The 20,957-nt window shown below is 73.2% G+C and carries 18 protein-coding genes; 8 read left to right on the plus strand and 10 right to left on the minus strand.

Annotated elements, in window-relative coordinates; all coding sequences use genetic code 11:
- Positions 1-43: 43 nt before the first annotated feature.
- From cseC to ABZY33_RS02390, 6 genes are all read right to left on the minus strand, one after another.
- Positions 44-1,480 carry a two-component system sensor histidine kinase CseC gene (cseC, locus tag ABZY33_RS02365; protein ID WP_356489547.1) on the minus strand — a complete coding sequence of 479 codons (1,437 nt, stop codon included), beginning with the start codon at positions 1,478-1,480 and terminating at the stop codon, positions 44-46.
- A gap of 22 nt (positions 1,481-1,502) precedes the next feature.
- A complete protein-coding gene (gene cseB / locus ABZY33_RS02370) occupies positions 1,503-2,231 on the minus strand; it encodes a two-component system response regulator CseB (RefSeq protein ID WP_356489575.1) in 729 nt (242 codons plus the stop codon).
- 47 nt (positions 2,232-2,278) lie between these two features.
- Positions 2,279-2,914 carry a hypothetical protein gene (locus ABZY33_RS02375; RefSeq protein ID WP_356489576.1) on the minus strand — a complete coding sequence of 212 codons (636 nt, stop codon included), beginning with the start codon at positions 2,912-2,914 and terminating at the stop codon, positions 2,279-2,281.
- 29 nt (positions 2,915-2,943) lie between these two features.
- A complete protein-coding gene (locus ABZY33_RS02380) occupies positions 2,944-3,495 on the minus strand; it encodes a SigE family RNA polymerase sigma factor (protein WP_356489548.1) in 552 nt (183 codons plus the stop codon).
- Positions 3,496-3,667: 172 nt separating this feature from the next.
- Entirely contained in the window at positions 3,668-4,579 is a 912-nt protein-coding gene (locus ABZY33_RS02385) for an A/G-specific adenine glycosylase (RefSeq protein ID WP_356489549.1), read from the minus strand.
- A gap of 132 nt (positions 4,580-4,711) precedes the next feature.
- Positions 4,712-5,383, minus strand: coding sequence for a phosphatase PAP2 family protein (locus ABZY33_RS02390; RefSeq protein WP_356489550.1), 672 nt, complete (start codon positions 5,381-5,383; stop codon positions 4,712-4,714).
- A gap of 154 nt (positions 5,384-5,537) precedes the next feature.
- Between ABZY33_RS02390 and ABZY33_RS02395 the strand changes: the two genes are divergently transcribed.
- Entirely contained in the window at positions 5,538-6,356 is an 819-nt protein-coding gene (locus ABZY33_RS02395; protein WP_356489551.1) for a hypothetical protein, read from the plus strand.
- A 73-nt stretch (positions 6,357-6,429) separates the two neighbouring features.
- Here ABZY33_RS02395 and disA read toward each other — a convergent pair whose 3' ends face one another.
- Both disA and radA read right to left on the minus strand, forming a co-directional pair.
- Positions 6,430-7,578: a DNA integrity scanning diadenylate cyclase DisA gene (disA, locus tag ABZY33_RS02400; protein WP_356489552.1), complete on the minus strand. Its 1,149-nt coding sequence runs from the start codon at positions 7,576-7,578 to the stop codon at positions 6,430-6,432.
- An 82-nt stretch (positions 7,579-7,660) separates the two neighbouring features.
- Entirely contained in the window at positions 7,661-9,070 is a 1,410-nt protein-coding gene (gene radA / locus ABZY33_RS02405) for a DNA repair protein RadA (RefSeq protein ID WP_356489553.1), read from the minus strand.
- Between the two features lie 233 nt (positions 9,071-9,303).
- On the opposite strand from radA, the gene ABZY33_RS02410 reads away from it, so the two are divergent.
- Positions 9,304-11,070 (plus strand): hypothetical protein, encoded by a 1,767-nt coding sequence (locus tag ABZY33_RS02410; protein ID WP_356489554.1) that lies wholly within the window; start codon positions 9,304-9,306, stop codon positions 11,068-11,070.
- A 27-nt stretch (positions 11,071-11,097) separates the two neighbouring features.
- Here the strand turns inward: ABZY33_RS02410 and ABZY33_RS02415 are convergent, their stop codons facing one another.
- The gene (locus ABZY33_RS02415; RefSeq protein WP_356489555.1) at positions 11,098-11,979 is read right to left on the minus strand and encodes a hypothetical protein; all 882 of its coding nucleotides are present in this window, start codon (positions 11,977-11,979) and stop codon (positions 11,098-11,100) included.
- A gap of 83 nt (positions 11,980-12,062) precedes the next feature.
- On the opposite strand from ABZY33_RS02415, the gene ABZY33_RS02420 reads away from it, so the two are divergent.
- The 3 genes from ABZY33_RS02420 to ilvD all read left to right on the plus strand — a co-directional run bounded on the left by ABZY33_RS02420 (position 12,063) and on the right by ilvD (position 15,938).
- Positions 12,063-13,007: a Ppx/GppA phosphatase family protein gene (locus ABZY33_RS02420; protein ID WP_356489556.1), complete on the plus strand. Its 945-nt coding sequence runs from the start codon at positions 12,063-12,065 to the stop codon at positions 13,005-13,007.
- A 72-nt stretch (positions 13,008-13,079) separates the two neighbouring features.
- Positions 13,080-13,904: a sugar phosphate isomerase/epimerase gene (locus ABZY33_RS02425; protein ID WP_356489557.1), complete on the plus strand. Its 825-nt coding sequence runs from the start codon at positions 13,080-13,082 to the stop codon at positions 13,902-13,904.
- A gap of 180 nt (positions 13,905-14,084) precedes the next feature.
- Entirely contained in the window at positions 14,085-15,938 is a 1,854-nt protein-coding gene (ilvD, locus tag ABZY33_RS02430; protein ID WP_356489558.1) for a dihydroxy-acid dehydratase, read from the plus strand.
- A 34-nt stretch (positions 15,939-15,972) separates the two neighbouring features.
- On the opposite strand, the gene ABZY33_RS02435 is transcribed toward ilvD, so the two are convergent.
- Positions 15,973-18,207, minus strand: coding sequence for a serine/threonine-protein kinase (locus ABZY33_RS02435; protein ID WP_356489559.1), 2,235 nt, complete (start codon positions 18,205-18,207; stop codon positions 15,973-15,975).
- A gap of 379 nt (positions 18,208-18,586) precedes the next feature.
- On the opposite strand from ABZY33_RS02435, the gene ABZY33_RS02440 reads away from it, so the two are divergent.
- From ABZY33_RS02440 to proC, 3 genes are all read left to right on the plus strand, one after another.
- Positions 18,587-18,850 carry an SH3 domain-containing protein gene (locus ABZY33_RS02440; protein ID WP_356489577.1) on the plus strand — a complete coding sequence of 88 codons (264 nt, stop codon included), beginning with the start codon at positions 18,587-18,589 and terminating at the stop codon, positions 18,848-18,850.
- Between the two features lie 39 nt (positions 18,851-18,889).
- Complete coding sequence (locus ABZY33_RS02445; RefSeq protein ID WP_356489560.1) at positions 18,890-19,420, plus strand: EamA/RhaT family transporter; 531 nt, start codon at positions 18,890-18,892, stop codon at positions 19,418-19,420.
- Between the two features lie 130 nt (positions 19,421-19,550).
- Positions 19,551-20,393: a pyrroline-5-carboxylate reductase gene (gene proC / locus ABZY33_RS02450; RefSeq protein ID WP_356489561.1), complete on the plus strand. Its 843-nt coding sequence runs from the start codon at positions 19,551-19,553 to the stop codon at positions 20,391-20,393.
- The last annotated feature ends 564 nt before the right edge of the window (positions 20,394-20,957 follow it).

The following is a 20,957-nucleotide window of genomic DNA, read 5'->3' on the forward strand; positions in this document are numbered from 1 at the left end:
CGGGGCCGGTTCTCTTCGGGTACGTACACGCGGCGCCCGGGTGCTACGTGCTGGTGTCGGGCAGCCGCAGCATCGGGAAGCTCCCGGTGTTGGTCGGGGCGTGCTCCGGCAGCCACAGCACCGCCACGGCGCCCTCCGCCGGAGTGCCGGGTTCGGCTCCCGGCGGCCGTACGTTACGGAAGGTGAGGCGGGCGCCCAGCACCTGGGCCTGGCCCGCCGCGATGGTCAGGCCGAGGCCGTGACCGTGGCCCGCGCGGTCGGCGGCGCCGGTGCGGAACCGGCTCGGCCCCTCCTCCAGCAGCTCCTCCGGGAACCCGGGCCCGTGGTCGCGGACCCGGATGACACGGCCCTCGACGCTGACCTCTATGGGCGGCCGGGCGTGCTTGGACGCGTTCGCCAGGAGGTTGATCAGGATGCGCTCCAGGCGGCGCGGGTCGGTCGTCACCTCGGACTCGTGGATCACCTGGACGCGGACGCCGTCGGCGGCGCGGGCCGCGATCCGGCGCTCCACGAACTCGCCGAGCATGATGTCCTGCAACTCGGCCCGCTCGGCGGCGCTGTCCAGGCGGGCCACTTCGAGCACGTCCTCGACCAGCGTGCGCATGGCCTGAGCGCGGTCCTTCACCAGCTCGCTCGGCCGGCCCTCGGGCAGCAGCTCGGCCGCCGTGAGCAGGCCGGTGACCGGGGTGCGCAGCTCGTGCGCGATGTCCGCGGTGACCCGGCGCTCGGCTTCGAGCCGCTGCTGAAGCGCGTCGGCCATCGCGTCGACGGCCCGGGCGAGGTCGTCGGTCTCGTCGCGCACCACCCCGCCGATGGCCTCCCGTACGCGGACGTCGGTCCCGCCCCGGGCGACCTCGCGGGCCGCGCCGGCCGCCTTGCGCAGGCGGCGCGAGAGCTGGCCGCCGATGAGCACACCGAGCGCGCTGCCGCCGAGGACGACCGAGATGGAGCCGATGAGCAGCGCCTTGTCGAGGTCCTTCATGACGGTGGCGCTGCGGTCGGTGAACCGGGTGTGCACGGAGAGCAGGTCGCCGTTGCTCAGCGGGACCGCGGCCCAGATGTCGGGCACGCCGTTCGACGGTTCGGAGACGTAGGTGGCGCGGCGGCCGGAGAGCGCCTTGGTCCGCAGCTCGCGCGGCAGGTCGGGGTCGTTGACCTTGAACCCGACCGGCAGATTGCCGCCGCGGGCCTCGAACTGCCGCTGCACGAACTGGATCCGCTCGTCCTGCACATCGCGTGCGTTGTCCAGCATCGAGACCCGGGCGGCGTTGTGCACCACCAGGCTCAGGGCGATGGCGACGAGGGCGCCGACCAGCGCGATCGCCACGCTGATCTTCCACCGCACCCCGGTGTGCAGGGTGCGCCGCAGCCGCCGGGGCAGGAGGGTGCGCAGGGTGGCGCGCGAGCGCGGAGCCCCCTCCCGCGTGGCGCGTACCCGGCGTGGGCGCGGCGGCCCCGCGTCCCGTCTCGTCCCCCTCATATCCGCTTCCCCACCAGCCCGCTCAGGCCTTCAGTTTGTAGCCGAAGCCGCGGACCGTCTCGATACGGTCCTGGCCGATCTTCGTACGCAGCCGCTGGACATGGACGTCGACGACGCGGGTGTCCCCGCCCCAGCCGTAGTCCCAGACGCGCTCCAGGAGCTTGTCGCGGGAGAGGACGGTGCCGGGCGCCGAGGAGAACTCCAGGAGCAGCCGCATCTCGGTCGGCGTCAGCGCCACGGTGGCGCCGTCCTTGCGCACCTCCATGCCCTCCGTGTCGATCTCCAGATCGCCGAAGTGCAGCACGCCGCCCTCCGCGCCGGCCGCCTCCGCCACGGCCTGGGAGCCGCCCGCCGCCGGGCCGCCCGCGTGCCCGAAGCGACGCAGCACGGCCCGGATGCGGGCGACGAGCACCGCCCCGTCGAACGGCTTGGTCACGTAGTCGTCGGCCCCGGCCTCCAGACCGAGCACGACGTCGATGGAGTCCGCGCGGGCGGAGAGCATGATCACCGGGACCGTGGACTCGTCCCGGATACGGCGGCACAGGGAGACCCCGTCCAGCCCCGGCACCATCACATCGAGCAGCGCGATGTCGGGCCGGTCCGCGCGGAACGCCTCGAGCCCCGCGAGCCCGTCCGGCATGGCCGTGACCGCGAAGCCGTCCCGCTCCAGGGCGAGCTGGGTGGCCTCGCGGATGACGTCGTCGTCCTCGACGAACAGCACGTGGGTCTGCTCCCCCTTGCGCTCGCCCATGGCGCCCATGCGGTCTCCATCCGATCTTTCCGAACTCTGTGCCGGTCTCAGCCGTCGTCCGTGGGGGCGGGGGACTCCCCGTCCACGGCGTGGCTGTAGTCGTTGTGGGTGCGGCTCCGCTGGGCGAAGCGGGTTCCGCTCCAGCGGTACGTGAGCACTTCCTCGCCCGACGGAGAGGAGACCGAGTCGCCCTTCTCGTAGACCTGCTTGGTGACCACCAGATCACCCCGGTCTATCTCCGCGTAGACCGGGGGCTCCTCGGTCTGGAACACGTTCCGGTAGCTGCCGCCCTCGTCGCGGTAGACGTAGGTCCCGATGCCGACGGCGTCACCGCAGGTCATCACATTGACCACGACATCGCTCGACGCACCGCCGGTCAGGTTGCCGTAACTGACGTCGACCGGGTACTCGTTCGCCACGCACGGCTTCAGGTCGCGCTTGATGTCGGTACTGACCCGGGGGTCGTCCTTCACCAGCCGTACCGCGTTCACCGTCTTCGGGATCGCGGAGGGGGAGGCGCTCGCGGAGGCGGCCGGCTCGGTCGAGCCCACCGGGTCCGTCCGGGCCGGGCCCTCGTCACGGGCGCCGGTCCCGCCGGCGGAACAGGCCACGAGGGCCCCGAGGAGAACCCCGACGGCGGCGAGCCCGGCCACAGCCGAACTCCCCGCCCTCAGAACCCTCAGGACCCCACGGAACCGAGAGGCACGTGTGCCTAGGCCGCGCAACGCTCCCGCTCCTCACGTTCGAGCGCGCGGGACACCAGCTCTTCGCGGTCACGGCTCTCCAGCTCCTCACGGAGCCGGGCGAGGGCCCGGTGCAGCGTGCTCTTCACGGTTCCGGCCGACATGCCGAGGGCGGCGGCCGTCTCCTCTGTGGACATCTGCTCCCAGTGTCGCAGCACCACGACACTGCGCTGCTTCGGAGCCAGCACCTTCATGATGTCCATCAGGAGCGCGCGGTCGGCGTGCTGCTCGGTGGAGTCGTCCACCACGGACTCGGGAAGCTGCTCGGTCGGGACCTCTTCCAGCTTCCGGGCACGCCACCACTCGGTCCGCGTATTGATCATGACCCGGCGCAGGTAGGCGTCGGCCAGCCGCTTGTCGGCTATGCCCTCCCAGCGGCCGTACGTCCGCACGAGCGCGGTCTGCAGCAGGTCCTGGGCGTCGACGGGGTCCGGCACCAGCCGCCGGGCACTGCGCAGCAGGGCGTCCTGCCGCGTCCGGACGTACTCCTCGAACCCGAGCACCTCTCCGCCGTGCGCCATGATCAACCGCCTCCCGCTACCTGTTCCCCGTGGTCCCGCACCGGTCATGTGCGGTCATGGGGACGAAGTTACGGAGGTGTTGTCACGGCGCTGTCCGTTCCAGCCTGCGGCGAACGCACGGCTGTCCGTCGGTTGTGTAACGAACCCCGAAACCGCCGTGCGATCTCCCGGCTCAGCCCATGGGAAGCCGGTACAGCCCGCCCGGCAGCGGCTCCACGAGCCCGTCGTCGACCAGCCCGTCCAGGGCCCGGGCGCGCTGCACCGGCTCGTGCCAGACCCGGTCGAGCGCGGCCTGCGGCACGGGGCCGGGGGCGTCGCGCAGCACGGCCAGCAGTTTGCCGCGCACCTGGCGGTCCGTCCCCGCGTACGTCTGTCCGCGCCGCGCGGGCCCGTCGTGCGCGGGCTTGCCGGCCAGCCGCCACACGCACTGCGCGGCGATCGGGCAGCGGGGGCACTCCTCGTTCTTGGCCGTGCACACCAGCGCGCCCAACTCCATGGAGGCGGCGGCCCACTTGGCGGCGACCTCGTCCTGCTCGGGCAGCAGGGCGCGGGCCAGCTTGCGCTCGGCCGCGGTGGTGGCGTTCGGCGGGTACTGCACCCCGGCCACGGCGCGGGCGAGGACCCGCCGCACGTTCGTGTCGAGGACGGCGTGCCGCTGCCCGTACGCGAACGACGCGACGGCGGCCGCCGTGTACTCCCCGATGCCGGGCAGCGCGAGGAGCTGGGCGTGCGCGGTCGGTACGTCGCCACCGTGCCGTTCCGTTATGGCGACGGCGGCGCCGTGCAGGCGCAGGGCCCGGCGCGGGTAGCCGAGCCGGCCCCAGGCCCGTACGGCCTCGCCCGGGGCGTCCTTCGCGAGGTCGGCGGGGCGGGGCCAGCGGGCGATCCACTGCTCGTACACGGGCAGCACCCGGCTCACCGGTGTCTGCTGGAGCATGAACTCGCTGACCATCACGGCCCACGGGCCCGCGTCCGGGCGGCGCCACGGCAGATCGCGGGCGTGGTCGTCGAACCAGTCGATGACGGGTTCGTGAAGATCGGAGCGGCCGGGGACGTTCTCGGGGGTCTTCGTGAGCGCAGTCATGGCCCCCCGATCCTGCCACGTCGCCGCGCGGGTCCGGGGCCGACCCGCCTCCGGGCGGACGGGCGGCGGGCGTGCGGCCGGGGTACGCGCGGGTAGTGCGCCGGGTACGCGCCCTTGGACCCGGCGCACCCGTCACCGCCGGTGGGCGCCGCCCCGCGACCGTCCGTCATGCAGGGGCGACGATCCGTACCCCCGGGTGGCCGGCCCCGGCCCCGCGAACCAGCGCACGAGCCCGTTCCCGGACCCGCGCATCGCCTCGGTCACCCGCGCCCCCGGACGCGTGAGGAGGCGTACGACGAGCAGGGTGACCAGCGTGCCGAGCAGCAGACCGGTGGCGACGTCGTGCGGGTAGTGCACGCCCACGAAGACCCGCGAGAACGCCATGAGAAGCGCCATCGGCACGGTCAGCAGCCCGATCCGCGGCCAGGCCAGCGCCAGTCCGACCGCCGCCGCGGCGGCGATGGTGGCGTGGTTGCTGGGGAAGGACCAGTCCCCGTAGACCGGGCATGCCACCAAGGACGGCAACGCCCCCGAGACGGCCCGGCACGGCCGCTCCTCGTCGATCCCCGACTTGATCAACTCGCTGCACACATACGCCACCGCGGTCCCCAGCGGCGCGAGCACCGCGACGGCGAAGGCCCGCGGATCACCGCGCCGCGCCCGCGCCCACGCGAGGACGAACAGCCCGGCGAACAACAGCAGACCCAGTTCCGTCCACACCTCCATGAGGTGCTGGAACCACGAGGGGGTGTCGTGGGCGAAATCGGTGATGCCGCGATAGAGATCGGAGTCGATGGTTCCCATGGTGACGGACAGTACGCAATGACCGGGCCGCGCCACATCTCGCGGGCGCCCGGCACCCCGCCGAGGACCCGTGCGTGATGATGATCCGGAAAACTTGACGGGAGGCGGCGGGTGCACGCGGGACAACGGCCCGTTCTCTCGTAAGGTTTGGGTCGTGGGATCTCTGCGCAATCCGATCGGGCCGCTCCCCTCCTCCATCTACTGGCGACGGAGGGTCGTTCTGGCGTCCGTTGTGGCGCTGCTCGCGCTGCTCGTCGTCTGGATCGTCAACTTGGGCGGCGGGAACGGGAACAACGGCGCCGACGGATCCAACGGCAAACACCCGACGGACGCCATCACGCCGGGCCCCTCCGGCACCGGTCCCGCGATCAGCGAACACCCGGGCGGCCGCGACGAGTCGGGCGGTTCCGGCGCGGGCGGCGGCTCGGGTTCCGGCGCGGGCACGGGCGGCTCCGCGGGCGCGGACGGCGGCGCCGGCTCGGGCGGCACGGCGGGCGCCGGCGGCGGCAACGGCGGTGGCAGCGTGCCCGGTTCGGTCTCCGGCGACCTGGTCCCGGCCGGTTCCAGCCTGCCGGACTGCACGACGGGCGGCGTGACGCTGTCGGTGCGCAGCCTGCGCAACTCCTACGCGCCCGGGCAGAAGCCGAAGCTCGAAGTGGTCGTCAAGAACACGACCGAGAAGACCTGCAAGGTGGACTTCGGCCCCCGGACGACGGTCGTCACGATCACGAAGGCGGACGACGACAAGAAGTACTGGTCGTCCGAGGACTGCCCGGCCGGGGCGGGCACGTTGCTGATGCAGGTGCCGGCGGGCGGCAAGGTCACCAAGACGCTGACCTGGGACCGGAAGCCGAGCGCGCCCCGCTGCGCCACGCCGCCGGCCGGCAGCGCCGGGTTCGGCACGTACCTGGTGGAGGTCAAGGGGGCGCAGCTCGCCGGGACGCAGACGTCGTTCGTCCTGAAGGCGGACTGACGCCCCACCGGGCACGCCCGCAGACGGCAGCCCTGAGACGTACCGCTCCGGGATCAGACGTACCGCTCCGGGATCAGACGTACCGCTCCAGGATCGAGGACTCCGCCAGCCGGGACAGCCCCTCCCGGACGCTGCGCGCCCGCGCCTCGCCGACACCGTCCACGGTCTGCAGGTCGTCCACGCTGGCGGCGAGCAGCTTCTGCAGGCCGCCGAAGTGCTCGACCAGCCGGTCGATGATCGCCCCGGGCAGCCGCGGCACCTTGGCGAGGAGCCGGAAGCCGCGCGGCGACACGGCCGAGTCCAGCGCCTCGGGGGAGCCGGTGTAGCCCAACGCGCGGGCCACGGTGGGCAGTTCGAGCAGCTCGCCGTGGTGCAGGGAGTCCAGCTCGGTGAGGGCCTCGTCGACGGTGCGGGACCGCTTGGCCGTCGGCTCGGGCACGTAGTCCCGTACGACGAGCTCGCGCTCGGGCTCGACGCCGGCGATCAACTCGTCGAGCTGGAGCGCCAGCAGGCGCCCGTCGGTGCCCAGCTCCACCACGTACTCGGCGATCTCGGTGGCGATACGGCGCACCATCTCCAGGCGCTGGGCGACCGCGGTGACGTCCCGGACGGTGACCAGGTCCTCGATCTCCAGCGCGGAGAGCGTGCCCGCGACCTCGTCGAGGCGCAGCTTGTACCGCTCCAGGGTGGCGAGCGCCTGGTTGGCCCGCGACAGGATGGCCGCCGAGTCCTCCAGGACGCGGCGCTGGCCGTCCACGTAGAGCGCGATCAGCCGCATCGACTGCGAGACGGAGACGACGGGGTAGGCGACCTGCTTGCTGACCCGGTCCGCGGTGCGGTGCCGGGTGCCGGTCTCCTCGGTGGGGATCATCGGGTCCGGGACCAGCTGGACGCCGGCCCGCAGGATCTTGTCGAGGTTCGAGGAGACCACGATGCCGCCGTCGAGCTTGCACAGCTCGCGCAGGCGCGTGGCGGTGAACTCCACGTCAAGGACGAAGCCGCCGGTGCACATCGACTCGACCGTCTTGTCGGAGCCGAGGACGATGAGCCCTCCGGTGTTGCCGCGCAGGATGCGCTCCAGACCGTCCCGCAGGCCGGTGCCGGGCGCCACCGCGCTCAGCGCCGCGCGCATCGAACCGTCCGTGCCGGAGCTCCCTCCGGCGGACTCCGTCCGGGGGGACCCCCACTTACCGAGAGCTGCCGCCCGGTCGTTGGCTGCCACTGCACTCCTCCGGATCGCAGACTCTGAGGCGCCGCCCTGGGATTTGGCGCGTTCGCACGCACAGGCGAGACCAGGGCAAAGTCTACCGGCGCTCCTCCGTCTCCCGTGGGGCCTCTCGCCGACGGCTCTTCGGCAGCACCCGCAGAGCGTCCCCTATGTCGGCGACTTCCAGGACCTTCATACCGGCCGGGATCTTGCCGGGATCGCCCGGCACCAGCGCGTGTGTGAAGCCGAGCCGGTGCGCCTCGGCGAGCCGGCGCTGGACTCCGGTGACCCGTCTCACCTCGCCCGCCAGGCCCACTTCCCCGATCGCGACGAGGTTCTTCGGCAGCGGGGTGTCGCTCGCGGCGGAGGCGAGGGCGAGCGCGACGGCGAGGTCGGCGGCGGGCTCACCGAGCTTCACCCCGCCGACCGTCGCGGTGTAGATGTCCCTTTTGCCCAGGGCGCTGATCCGGCCGCGCTGTTCGAGCACGGCGAGCATCATGGAGACGCGGGAGGTCTCCAGGCCGGAGGTGGTGCGGCGCGGCGAGGGGATCTGGGAGTCCACCGTCAGGGCCTGGACCTCGGCGACCAGCGGGCGACGGCCCTCCAGGGTGACGGTCAGGCAGGTGCCGGGGACCGGCTCGTCGCGCCGGGTCAAAAAGAGGCCGGAGGGGTCGGTGAGGCCGGTGATGCCCTCGTCGTGCAGTTCGAAGCAGCCGACCTCGTCCGTCGTCCCGTACCGGTTCTTGACGCCGCGGACCAGGCGCAGCCGCGCGTGCCGGTCGCCCTCGAAGCTGAGGACGACGTCCACGAGGTGCTCCAGGAGGCGGGGGCCCGCGATCGCGCCGTCCTTCGTGACGTGGCCCACGAGCAGCGTGGACATGCCGCGCTCCTTGGAAGCGCGGATCAGCGCGCCGGCGACCTCACGGACCTGCGCCATGCCGCCGGGCGCACCGTCGATCTCGGGGGAGGCCACCGTCTGGACAGAGTCCATGATCAGCAGGGCCGGCTTGACCGCGTCCAGGTGGCCGAGGACCGCGGAGAGGTCGGTCTCGGCCGCCAGGTACAGGTGGTCGTCGATCGCCTTGATCCGGTCGGCGCGCATCCGGACCTGGGAGGCCGACTCCTCACCCGTGACATAGAGCGTCCGGTGCTCGGCGTCGGCCGCCTTGGCGGCCACGTCCAGGAGCAGGGTGGACTTGCCGACGCCGGGCTCGCCCGCGACCAGGACCACCGCGCCGGGCACCAGGCCGCCGCCGAGCACCCGGTCCAGCTCGGGCACGCCGGTGCTGCGGGCGGTCGCCTGCTTGCCGTCCACCTGGCCGATGGGCAGGGCGGACGTCGTGACGCGGCCGGGCGCCGTCGTGCGCACCGCGGGCGCGCCGTACTCCTCGATCGTCCCCCACGCCTGGCACTCGGCGCAGCGGCCCAGCCACTTGGCCGTCTGCCAGCCGCATTCGGTGCAGCGGTAGGACGGACGGTCCTTCGCGGATTTCGTACGGGCAGCCATGCACGGAACCGTAGCGGCCCCCTCTGACAATGCGGCCGCCGCCGGTCTCCGGCCACGCCGCCGAGGCCCCGCCGCGGCCGCGGAACATGCCACCGGCGGTTGCCCCATGTACTGCGCTGGCCACGGCATACCGAGTTCCTGTCCCCTTTTGAGGGATCGTTTCACCCGTAAGGATTAAAAGTGCTCAAGGCGCCTGAAGAGGCCCCTGACCGCCGCCTACGGTCGCACGGGTGATGAGCAGCAGGCCGGAAACCACCACACACTCCACCGGCGCACACCGGGCGCACCGCCCCGGGACGAGGCGGCCGGTGCCGCGCGCCGTCCAGCAGCGTCCGCCGGCTCGGTACGAGCCCTGCCTGGACGGCCTGTTCACGTACTGCCTCTCCGTGCTCTGCGACCACGACGAGGCGATCGCCGCGCTCGGGGACGCCCTCGCCCTCGCCGAGCGCCGCGGCTCCCGAGCCCCGGCCGCCGACTCCGAGGCCGACCGCAGGGCCTGGCTGTACGCGCTCGCCCGCTGGTCCTGTCTGCGCCGCCTCGCCGAGGCCAAGCGCCGGCGGCAGGGCACGCACGCCTCCGGCAAGCGGCCGCCCGAGCCCCCGGAGAGCGCCGCCGCCCCCGCCCCGGCCCCCGAGGACACGCTCCTGCACGAGGAGCGCCGCCGCCAACTCGCCCAGCTCGCCTGGCCGGAGGCGGCCGGCACCACGCCCGAGCAGCGCGAGGCGCTCGAACTGGCGGTGCGCCACCAGCTGGCGCCGCGCGAGGTCGCGGCCGTCCTCGGCACCGACCCCGGCGTCACCCGCGACCTGCTCGCGGCCGCCGCCTGCGAGGTCGAGCGGACCCGCACCGCCCTGGCCGTCGTGGAGACCGGGACCTGCCCCAGCGTCGCCCGCCTCACCGGCGACAACCAGCTGCTGCTCTCCAGCGCCCTGCGGCGCGAACTGGTGCGGCACGTCGACGACTGCCCGCGCTGCCGGCGCACCGCCGAGCGCGCCGCCCCCGGCTCCTGGCCCGGCACCTCCGTGACGCCCGCCGCCCTGCCCCTCGTGGAGGCTCCCCGGGCCGCCCTGCACCGGGCGATGCACGCCCCGCACCCCGGCGGCGCGCCCCGCTTCGACCGGCGCGGCTTCCCGATGGACCCCAAGGACCGGGCGGCCCGGCGGGACCGGCTGCGCTCCCGCGCCGTGACCACGACGGTCGTCGCCACCGTGGTGGCCGCCCCCGTCATCGCCCTGTGGGCCGCCTACCGCGGCGCCCCGCAGACCGGCGAGGGCACCGACGGCCGCTCCATCAGCGCGGGCGAGCTGGGCGGCCCCGGCTCCCTGGACGGCGGGCACGACGGCGACGCCTACGAGAACGCGGGCAACGCCAGCACCGCCCCCGACCCCCGCTTCACCAAGGACGGCCACGCGCCGGACGTCTCGGTAGAGGTGATCTCACCACCCACGCGCGCGGGCGCGGGCCCCGGGCGGCTCACCGTGGCGGCGCAGCCCAGCGGGGCCACGACCCTCATCACGCTGACCGCGTCGGGCAGTTCCGCCGTCGAGTGGTCCGCCCGCACCGGCGCCTCCTGGCTGTACCTCAGCCGGTCGTCCGGGACGCTGCGCCCCGGGGAGTCGGTCACCCTCCAGGTCCACGTCGACCAGGACCGCGAGCCGCGCGGGCACTGGAGCGCGCGCGTGGCGATCGATCCGTCCGGCGCCGTCATCTCCATCGAGGGGTACGGGCGCTGGGGCAGCGGCCAGCCCGGCCACGGGACCGGTCATGGCCACGGCCACGTACCCGGTCACGGCCACGGCCCGGGACACGGGCACGGCCACGGCCCGGGGACCGGCGAGCCCGACCCGTCCGGTCCCTCCGACCCGTCCACCGACCCTGGCGACCCACCGCCCTCCGGCCCCGACCCGAGCTCGCCCGACCCGGATCCGACTTCCCCGGACCCGACGCCGAGCGACTCCTCACCCGCGCCGTCCGGCACCGGGGGGACCACGTCGCCGTAGGCCCGTGGACCGGCGGCCCCGGGTGCGCTACAGCACGGGGTCCGCCGGGTGCGGGGCCGGCAGCGGGAGGCCCGCCGACAGCGCGGCCAGCCGCTGCTCGCACAGCTCGACCAGCTTCGCGTACCCGTCCTTGCCCATCAGCTCGGTCAGCTCCGGGCCGTACGAGACGTACACCGGGTCGCCCGCGCCGTGCGCCGAGGTCGCCGACGTGCACCACCAGTGCAGGTCGTGGCCGCCCGGGCCCCAGCCGCGGCGGTCGTACTCGCCGATCGAGACCTGGAGCACACGCGTGTCGTCGGGCCGGTCGATCCACTCGTACGTACGGCGGACCGGCAGCTGCCAGCAGACGTCGGGCTTGGTCTCCAGCGGCTCGCGGCCCTCCTTGAGCGCCAGGATGTGCAGCGAGCAGCCCATGCCGCCGGCGAACCCCGGGCGGTTCTGGAAGATGCACGACCCCTGGTACGGGCGGGTCTGGCGCTCCCCGTCCTCGTCCGTCGACACCCAGCCGCTCTGCGTGCCCACCTCGTGGTGCTGCCAGATGTCCGGCGTCAGGCGCGCCACGTGCTGCGCCACCCGCTTCTCGTCGTCCTCGTCCGAGAAGTGCGCGCCCAGCGTGCAGCAGCCGTCGTCCGCGCGGCCCGCCTGGATGCCCTGGCAGCCGCTGCCGAAGATGCAGCTCCAACGGGAGGTCAGCCAGGTGAGGTCGCAGCGGAACACCTGCTCCTCGTCGGCCGGGTCGGGGAACTCGACCCACGCGCGCGGGAAGTCGATCCCCTGCTCGTCCGGCGGACCCGGCCGGGCGGCCTGGATCTGCAGGAGCGGCTGGGACGGCTGCTCCACCTGCTGCTGCTTTGCCGACTTGGTCTTCTTGTCGCTCTTGTCGGCCTTGGCCTTTTTCGTCTTTGGCACGATTCCAGAGTAAGCGCGCGGAGGGGGACGGGAAGACCTCCGCGGCGGCCGGACGGGCAGGGGGGCGCAGTAGCGTTCCCTCTATGAGACTCGGTGTCCTCGACGTGGGTTCGAATACGGTTCATCTGCTCGTGGTGGACGCGCACAGGGGCGCCCGGCCGCTGCCCGCGCACTCGCACAAGGCCGAGCTGCGCCTGGCCCAACTTCTCGACACCCGCGGGGCGATCGGGGCCGACGGGGTGGAGCGGCTCGTCGACACCGTGCGGGTCGCGCTGGAGGCCGCCGAGGACAAGGGCGTCGAGGATCTGGTGCCCTTCGCCACCTCCGCCGTACGTGACGCGAGCAACGCGGACGCGGTGCTGGCCGAGGTCAAGGCCGCGACCGGGGTCGAGCTGCGGGTGCTGAGCGGGGCGGAGGAGGCACGGCTCACGTTCCTGGCCGTGCGCCGGTGGTTCGGGTGGTCGGCGGGGAAGCTGCTGGTGCTCGACATCGGCGGCGGCTCGCTGGAGATCGCGTACGGGATGGACGAGGAGCCGGACGCGGTGGTGTCGCTGCCGCTCGGCGCGGGCCGGCTGACGGCCGCGTGGCTGCCCGGGGACCCGGCCGACCCGGCGGACGTCAAGGCGCTGCGGCGCCATGTGCGGGCGCAGATCGCCCGGAGCGTGGGGGAGTTCAGCCGGTTCGGGGCGCCGGACCACGTGGTGGCCACCTCGAAGACGTTCAAGCAGCTGGCCCGGCTGGCCGGGGCGGCCCGGTCCGCCGAGGGGGTCTACGTCCAGCGGGAGTTGAAGCGCAAGTCCCTGGAGGACTGGGTGCCGCGGCTCGGCGCGATGACCGTGGCCGAGCGGGCGGAACTGCCCGGCGTCTCGGAGGGCCGGGCCGGCCAGCTGCTCGCGGGGGCGCTGGTGGCGGAGGGGGCGATGGACCTCTTCGGGGTGGAGACGCTGGAGGTCTGCCCCTGGGCGCTGCGGGAGGGCGTCATCCTGCGCCGTCTGGACCACCTGCCGGGAGCCCGGCCCTCCCTCTGAGCGGCTCCGGGTGCGCACAGGGCCGGGCGCCCACCTTGGCTCGCGCCCCGCGGGGCCCCGTACTCTGTCTGCGTGGCAGAACCAGTGGTGCGCATCCCGGATGCGAAGGTCGCCCTGTCGACCGCCTCGGTGTATCCGGAGTCGACGGCGACGGCCTTCGAGATCGCCGCGCGCCTGGGCTACGACGGCGTCGAGGTCATGGTCTGGACCGACCCCGTCAGCCAGGACATCGAGGCCCTGCGCCGGCTCAGCGACTACCACCGCATCCCGATCCTGGCCGTGCACGCGCCCTGTCTGCTGATCACGCAGCGGGTCTGGTCCACCGACCCCTGGGTGAAGCTGCAGCGCGCGAAGGCGGCGGCCGAGAAGCTCGGCGCGTCGACCGTCGTGGTGCACCCGCCCTTCCGCTGGCAGCGCACCTACGCCCGGGAGTTCGTCACCGGCGTGTGGCGGATGGCCGACGAGACGGATGTGCGGTTCGCGGTGGAGAACATGTACCCGTGGCGCTACCGGGACCGCGAGATGCTCGCCTACGCGCCCGACTGGGACGTCACCAAGGACGACTACCGCCACTTCACCGTCGACCTGAGCCACACCGCCACCGCCCGCACGGACGCGATGCGGATGGTCGACCGGATGGGGGACCGGCTCGGCCACGTCCACCTCGCCGACGGCAACGGGTCGAACAAGGACGAGCACCTGGTGCCGGGCCGCGGCACGCAGCCCTGCGCCGAGCTGCTGGAGCGGCTGGCGGGCAGCGGGTTCGACGGGCACGTGGTCATCGAGGTCAACACGCGGCGCGCCATGTTGAGCGCCGAACGCGAGGCCGACCTCGCCGAGGCGCTCGCCTTCACCCGGCTCCACCTGGCGTCCGCGGTCCGCGTCCCGCGTTCGTGAGCACGCGCGCGTGGCCGTGCCGTCCGCGCGTCAGGAGACGTGTGCGTCCGTACGCTCTCCTGGGCGGGGCCGCCACGCGTCGTGAGACGACCGTCCCGCCATCTGGACAGGGTGTCCAGGGTGCGGAAGGGCGGCGTACGCTCGGAGGCACGTCTTTTCTGCCCTAAGGAGCGAGCGACGATGCCCGAGCTGAGGTCCCGCACAGTCACCCACGGCCGCAACATGGCGGGCGCACGCGCCCTTATGCGCGCCTCCGGTGTACCCGGTGCGGACATCGGCCGGAAGCCGATCATCGCCGTGGCCAACTCGTTCACCGAGTTCGTCCCCGGGCACACGCACCTGGCGCCGGTGGGCCGCATCGTCAGCGAGGCGGTCGTCGCCGCGGGCGGCATCCCCCGCGAGTTCAACACCATCGCCGTCGACGACGGCATCGCGATGGGCCACGGCGGCATGCTCTACAGCCTGCCCTCGCGCGACCTGATCGCGGACTCGGTCGAGTACATGGTCGAGGCGCACTGCGCGGACGCCCTGGTCTGCATCTCCAACTGCGACAAGATCACCCCGGGCATGCTCAACGCCGCGCTGCGGCTGAACATCCCGACCGTCTTCGTCTCCGGCGGCCCCATGGAAGCCGGCAAGGCCACGCTCGTCGACGGCACCGTGCGCAAGCTGGACCTGGTCAACGCGATCAGTGACGCGGTCGACGAGAGCATCTCGGACGAGGACATCCTCCGTATCGAGGAGAACGCCTGCCCGACCTGCGGCAGTTGTTCCGGCATGTTCACCGCCAACTCGATGAACTGCCTGACCGAGGCCATCGGCCTCTCCCTGCCGGGCAACGGCTCGGTGCTCGCCACCCACACCGCCCGCAAGGCGCTGTACGAGAGGGCAGGCGCCACGGTCGTCGAGATCGCCAAGCGCTACTACGACGGCGACGACGCGTCGGTCCTGCCGCGCTCCATTGCCACCCGCGCCGCGTTCGACAACGCCATGGCGCTCGACATCTCCATGGGTGGCTCCACCAACACGATCCTGCACCTGCTGGCCGCCGCGCAGGAGGCCGAGCTGGAGTACACGCTGGCCGACATGGACGCCGTCTCGCGCCGCGTCCCCTGCCTCTCCAAGGTCGCCCCGAACGTGGCGCCCGGCGGCACGTACTACATGGAGGACGTGCACCGCGCCGGCGGCATCCCCGCCATCCTCGGTGAGCTGTACCGCGGCGGGATGCTCCACGAGGACGTGCACACCGTCCACTCCGCGTCCATCAAGGAGTGGCTCGGCACCTGGGACGTCCGCGGCGGCTCGGCGTCCGAGGAGGCGGTCGAGCTGTGGCACGCCGCTCCCGGCTGCAAGCGCTCCGCCACGGCCTTCTCGCAGTCCGAGCGGTGGGACAGCCTCGACACGGACGCGGCCGGCGGCTGCATCCGTGACGTCGCCCACGCCTACTCCGAGGACGGCGGCCTCGCCGTCCTCAAGGGCAACCTCGCCGTGGACGGCTGCGTCGTGAAGACCGCCGGTGTCGACGAGTCCATCTGGACCTTCGAGGGCCCGGCCGTCGTCTGCGAGTCGCAGGAGGAGGCCGTCCAGAAGATCCTGCTCAAGCAGGTCAAGGAGGGCGACGTCGTCGTCATCCGCTACGAGGGCCCCAAGGGCGGCCCCGGTATGCAGGAGATGCTCTACCCGACCTCGTACCTGAAGGGCCGCGGCCTCGGCAAGGCCTGCGCGCTCGTCACCGACGGCCGCTTCTCCGGCGGCACGTCCGGGCTCTCCATCGGCCACGCCTCGCCCGAGGCGGCCGCCGGCGGCGCCATCGCGCTCGTCGAGGACGGCGACCGCATCCGCATCGACATCCCCGGCCGCACCATCGAACTGCTCGTCCCCGACGAGGAGCTGGCCGCGCGCCGCGCGGCCCTGGACGGCGTCTACGCCCCCAAGGCGCGCGAGCGCAAGGTCTCCGCGGCCCTGCGCGCGTACGCGGCGATGGCCACCAGCGCCGACCGCGGCGCCGTCCGCGACGTCTCCAAGCTCGGCTGACCCCGCCCTTCGGAGCGCCGCGGGCGCACCGGGCTCACCAGTTTTCGGAGTGGCGTCCGTCCACCCCGAAGACGGTGCCGTCCGGCGCGCTCCCGTACACCCGCCCGCCGGCCACCACCGGTGTCCGCAGCTCGGCCACCACCCGGTCCGCGCGGGCGCCGGGCCGGGGCCGCGTCTGGCCCAGCGGCGCGCCGGTACCGGGCGCGACGGCCAGGAGACGGCCGTCGGGAGCCGCCGCGTAGACCCGGCCCTCCTCGTCGACGGCCGGCGCCGAACCCCGGCTCACCGAGGTCTCCGAGCGCCACAGCTGCTTGCCCGACGCGAGATCCTGCGCCACCAGACCTCCGCCCGTGGCGAGCAGATACGCCGTGCCGTCGTGCACCGTCGCCGTCGCCTGGGGCAGCGCGAGCGTCATCGTCACGCTCCGCACGGCCTTGCCGTCGGCCGTCCGGTGGCCGACCAGCGCCACGGTCGCGTCGTCCACGCCGCGCCGCGTGCACCAGAGCACCCCGTCGGCCACCCCCGCCGGTGTCACCGAACCCGGCGACCGCTGCTGCCAGCGCACCGCGCCCGTCGCCGTGTCCACCGCGCTCACCAGGGTGTTCACCCCGTCCGGCGCCAGAGTCGTCACGTAGGCCAGACCGCCGCCGAAGTACGCGAGCACCGGCTGGCGCACAGGCAGCCGCTGCCGCCAGCGCCGCTCGCCCGTACCGGCGTCGACCGCGGTCAGCGTCCCGTCCGGGGCGGCCAGCAGCACGGCGTCGCCCGCGGGCTGCACCTGCCCCTGATAGGCCGAGACCCCCATCGACCAGCGGGTACGCCCGGTCGCCGGGTCGAGCGCATAGAGCCGCGCGCCGTCCGGGGAGACCACCTGGAGCAGCCCGCCGGCGAGCACCGGCGCGGCTGAGCCGACGGCGCCACCGGACGCCTTGCGCAGCCAGAGCACACTTCCGTCACGCGGATCGAGCGACGCGGCGAGCACCCCGGGCGCCGTACAGCGCAGCGCCCCCTTCCCGTACGAGCACACGGGCGCCGCCCCCGAACCCAGCCGACGGCTCCAGGCCCGGAACGGCGCGGGCGCCTCGGCCGCGGCCGTCCGGGGGCCGGAACCCTCGGCATCCTGCGGGACCAGCGTCAGCCCCGCGACGAGCACGCCCCCCACCGCGAGCGCGGCCGCCACCGCCACCCCGACCCGCGTGCGCAAACGGCGACGCGGCCGCTCCGCGACGGCTGCGGGCCCGGGGGACTCGGCACCGGGCGGCTCAGGGCCGTCGGCCCCGGCAGCGGCCGAAGCCTCCGCCGGTCCGGCCGGCCCGGGGCGCTCCCAGACCCCCGACCGCTCCGCCGGCCCCCGCTGCTCCGGTACGAACGAACCCGCCGCCGGGCCGGCGTCCCACCGGGTGGCGAACGCGTGCGCCGCGAACGTCTGCGTGTCGTACCGCGCCGACATGCTCCGCATCTCGGCCATCAGCTCATCGGGCGTGGGCCGGTCCTGTGGCTCCTTGGCGAGACAGCGCAGCACCAGCGGCGCCAGCTCCGGCGGCACCCCCGTCACATCCGGCTCGTCGTGCACGACCTGGTACGCGACGAGGTACGGGCTGTCCGAGTCGAAGGGGCCGCGCCCGGTCGCCGCGTGCACCAGCACAGAACCGAGGGCGAACACATCGGCGGCCGGACCGACCTCGCGCGGCCGGCGGAACTGCTCCGGCGCCATGAACGGCGGGGTGCCGATCAGCTTCCCCGTCTCGGTGCGCAGTTCGCTGTCCTTCGGCCGCGAGATGCCGAAGTCGATGACCTTGGGGCAGTCCTCGGCCAGCAGCACGTTGCTGGGCTTCAGATCGCGGTGCACCACACCGACGCGGTGGATGTCGCGCAGCGCCTCGGCCAGACCCGCGGTGACGTGCCGCAGCTGCGCCGGGGTCAGCGGCCCGTTCCGCTTGACGTGCTCGGCGAGGGTCGGGCCCGGGATGTACAGCGTGGCCATCCACGGCCGGTCGGCATCCGGATCGGCGTCCACCACGGAGGCCGTGAACGCCCCGCTGACCCGCCGCGCGGCCGCCACCTCCTGCCGGAACCGCCCCCTGAACTCGGGGTCCTTGGCGAACTCGGCGTGCACCACCTTCACCGCGAGCGGCAGCCCGGCCGAGGAACGCGCCAGATGCACGACGCCCATGCCGCCCGCTCCCAGGCGCTCCTCCAGGCGGTAGTGCCCGGCATACTCCGGACGTTCCGCTTCCGCGTCGGGCCCGAAGCCCGGCCGTGACGGCATGTCCACCCCCGTGGATGTCGTCGTGATCGTCGTGCGCGCCGGGATCGTGGTGCCACGAGCCCGGACCCGGCCTCGTGCGCGAGCGCTGTGGGCGCGCGACGCACGGAGCCTAGTCGATGGTTCGTCCGGGCCGACGGGGGCTTGCTAGCCTCCGCGTGCCACGGAGTGCGCGGACTGTCCGCACCGGCGCGTACGGAGTTCAGTTCAGCACCACCATTTCAACGGGGCCTCAACGAATGCTGAACGAGACCTCGTTCGACGCTCGACGGGGGAGACAGACATGGCGGTAGAGGGCATAACGGACGCGACGGAGACGACGACGGAGACGGCGGGCCGCACCGCGGTCCCGGAGATCTCCGGGACCGCGGTGGCCGCGGAGATGACGGCGGTCGCCGCCGGCTCCTACCCCACCGCTCCGGGGTACAACGTGAACGTCCGCAGCGGCCCCGGCACCCAGTACCGCGTGGTGCGCACCCTGCCGCGCGGCGCGCGAGTGACGATCAACTGCCAGAAGCCGGGCCAGGCCGTCACCGGCCCGTACGGCACCACGAACATCTGGGACAACATCGGCGTCGGCGAGTACGTCTCCGACGCCTACGTCAGGACCGGCAGCGACGGCTACGTCACGGGCCGCTGCGGCTGACCCGCCCGGGACCCGGCGGGCACCGGGGATAATCGAGGCGTGAGCGACGACACCGGCCCCCGGCCCCCCAGCACCTCCCCGGCCCCCGGCCCCCGTCCCGAAGAGATCCGTTTCTTCGGGACGAGCTGGGTGGACCACGGCGACGGCTACGTCCTGCGCCGCGCCGCCGTCGGCGTGGGCGCGCTCCTCGCCGCGGTGGCCGGCTGCCTCGTCCTGCGCTTCGCCTACCAGGGGCTGGCCATCGCGGACGTCGGCGCGTTCGTCAACGTCCTGGTCGTCGTCATGTTCGCGGTCTGCAGCGCCTTCGCCTTCAGCCGCACCTGGAGCGGCTTCACCCAGCGCCCCGACCCGGAACGCCAGGCGTCCCTGCGCGGCTTCCTGACCATCGGCTTCGTCGGCGTCCTCGCCGCCCACGCCCTGCGCTGCCTGACCGAGGCACCGGGCGAGAAACTGCGCAGGCATGAGTACGAGACGGCGCGCGACCAGTACGAGCGCCGCACCACCCGGCGCGCCGGCAACCCCGCCAAGAAGGCGACGGGCAAGAAGCCGGCAGGCAAGAAGAAGGCGTAGGGCCCGGCGGCGACCGGCCGGCGCGGGAGACGTCCGGGGCCCGTCCGTCCACCGGACACCCCCGGGGCGACGGCCCGGCCGGTGCGAGGATGCGTCCGGACCACGACGCACACGGAAGGCCCGAGCCGACATGAGCCAGACGATCCAGACGAGCCCGCACCCGCGCCACAAGGTCGCCGTACTCGGTACGGGCAAGATCGGCGAAGCGCTGCTCAGCGGCATGATCCGCGGTGGCTGGGAGCCCGCGGAGCTGATGGTGACGGCCCGCCGCGCGGAGCGCGCCGAGGAGCTGCGCGCCCGCCACGGCGTCACCCCGGTCAGCAACCAGGAGGCGGCAGAGAAGGCCGACACCCTGATCCTCACGGTGAAGCCCCAGGACATGGGCGCGCTCCTCGCGGAACTGGCCCCGCACCTCCCGGCGGACCGCCTCGTCATCAGCGGCGCGGCCGGCATCCCCACCACCTTCTTCGAGGAGAAGCTGGCGCCGGGCACCCCGGTGGTCCGCGTCATGACCAACACCCCGGCCCTCGTCGACGAGGCGATGTCCGTCATCTCCGCGGGCACGCACGCGACCGCCGCCCACCTCAGCCACGCCGAGTCCATCTTCGGCTCGGTGGGCAAGACGCTGCGCGTCCCGGAGTCCCAGCAGGACGCCTGCACGGCCCTCTCCGGCTCGGGCCCGGCGTACTTCTTCTACCTGGTCGAAGCGATGACGGACGCGGGCATCCTCCTGGGCCTGCCCCGCGACAAGGCGCACGACCTCATCGTCCAGTCCGCCATCGGCGCGGCCACGATGCTCCGTGACAGCGGCGAACACCCGGTCAAGCTCCGGGAGAACGTCACGTCCCCCGCCGGTACGACCATCAACGCGATCCGCGAGCTCGAGAACCACGGCGTGCGGGCGGCGCTCATCGCCGCCCTGGAAGCGGCCCGTGACCGCAGCCGCGAACTGGCCGGCGGCACCAGTAGCTGACGCTCGGCGCGGCCCGGGGCGTGAGGTTGACACGTCCCGGGGCCATACGTAGTGTTCTCCGAGTTGTCCGACGTGAGCGCCGCCTCTGGCCGGTCCCCGGACACCATTCCGCAAGACCTACTCGAACGCACGACGTCCTTTCGTCGTGCCGTTTGTGCACGCCTTTGCGGAATGAGGAATCCACGTTCGAAAGGACGGGGCCCCGATTAGGTCGGGGGCCGGGATTCCGCTAAAGTCTCACTCGCCGAAAGGGTCAACGACCCGGAAGGCAAACCCGGTTGACAGGGAATCAGGCCCGAAAGGATCTGATAGAGTCGACACCGCCGGAAGGCCGAAAGACCGGAAAGCGAAAAGAAACACCAGTAGGACCAGCAGGACCCCGAGGAAATCGGATCGGAAAGATCTGATAGAGTCGGAAACGCAAGACCGAAGGGAAGCGCCCGGAGGAAAGCCGCGAGAGAGTCTCTCGGGTGAGTACAAAGGAAGCGTCCGTTCCTTGAGAACTCAACAGCGTGCCAAAAGTCAACGCCAGATATGTTGATTACCCCGTCTCCAGCCGTGATG

It is taken from the genome of Streptomyces sp. NPDC006552 (assembly GCF_040611655.1).
Lineage (GTDB): Bacteria > Actinomycetota > Actinomycetes > Streptomycetales > Streptomycetaceae > Streptomyces.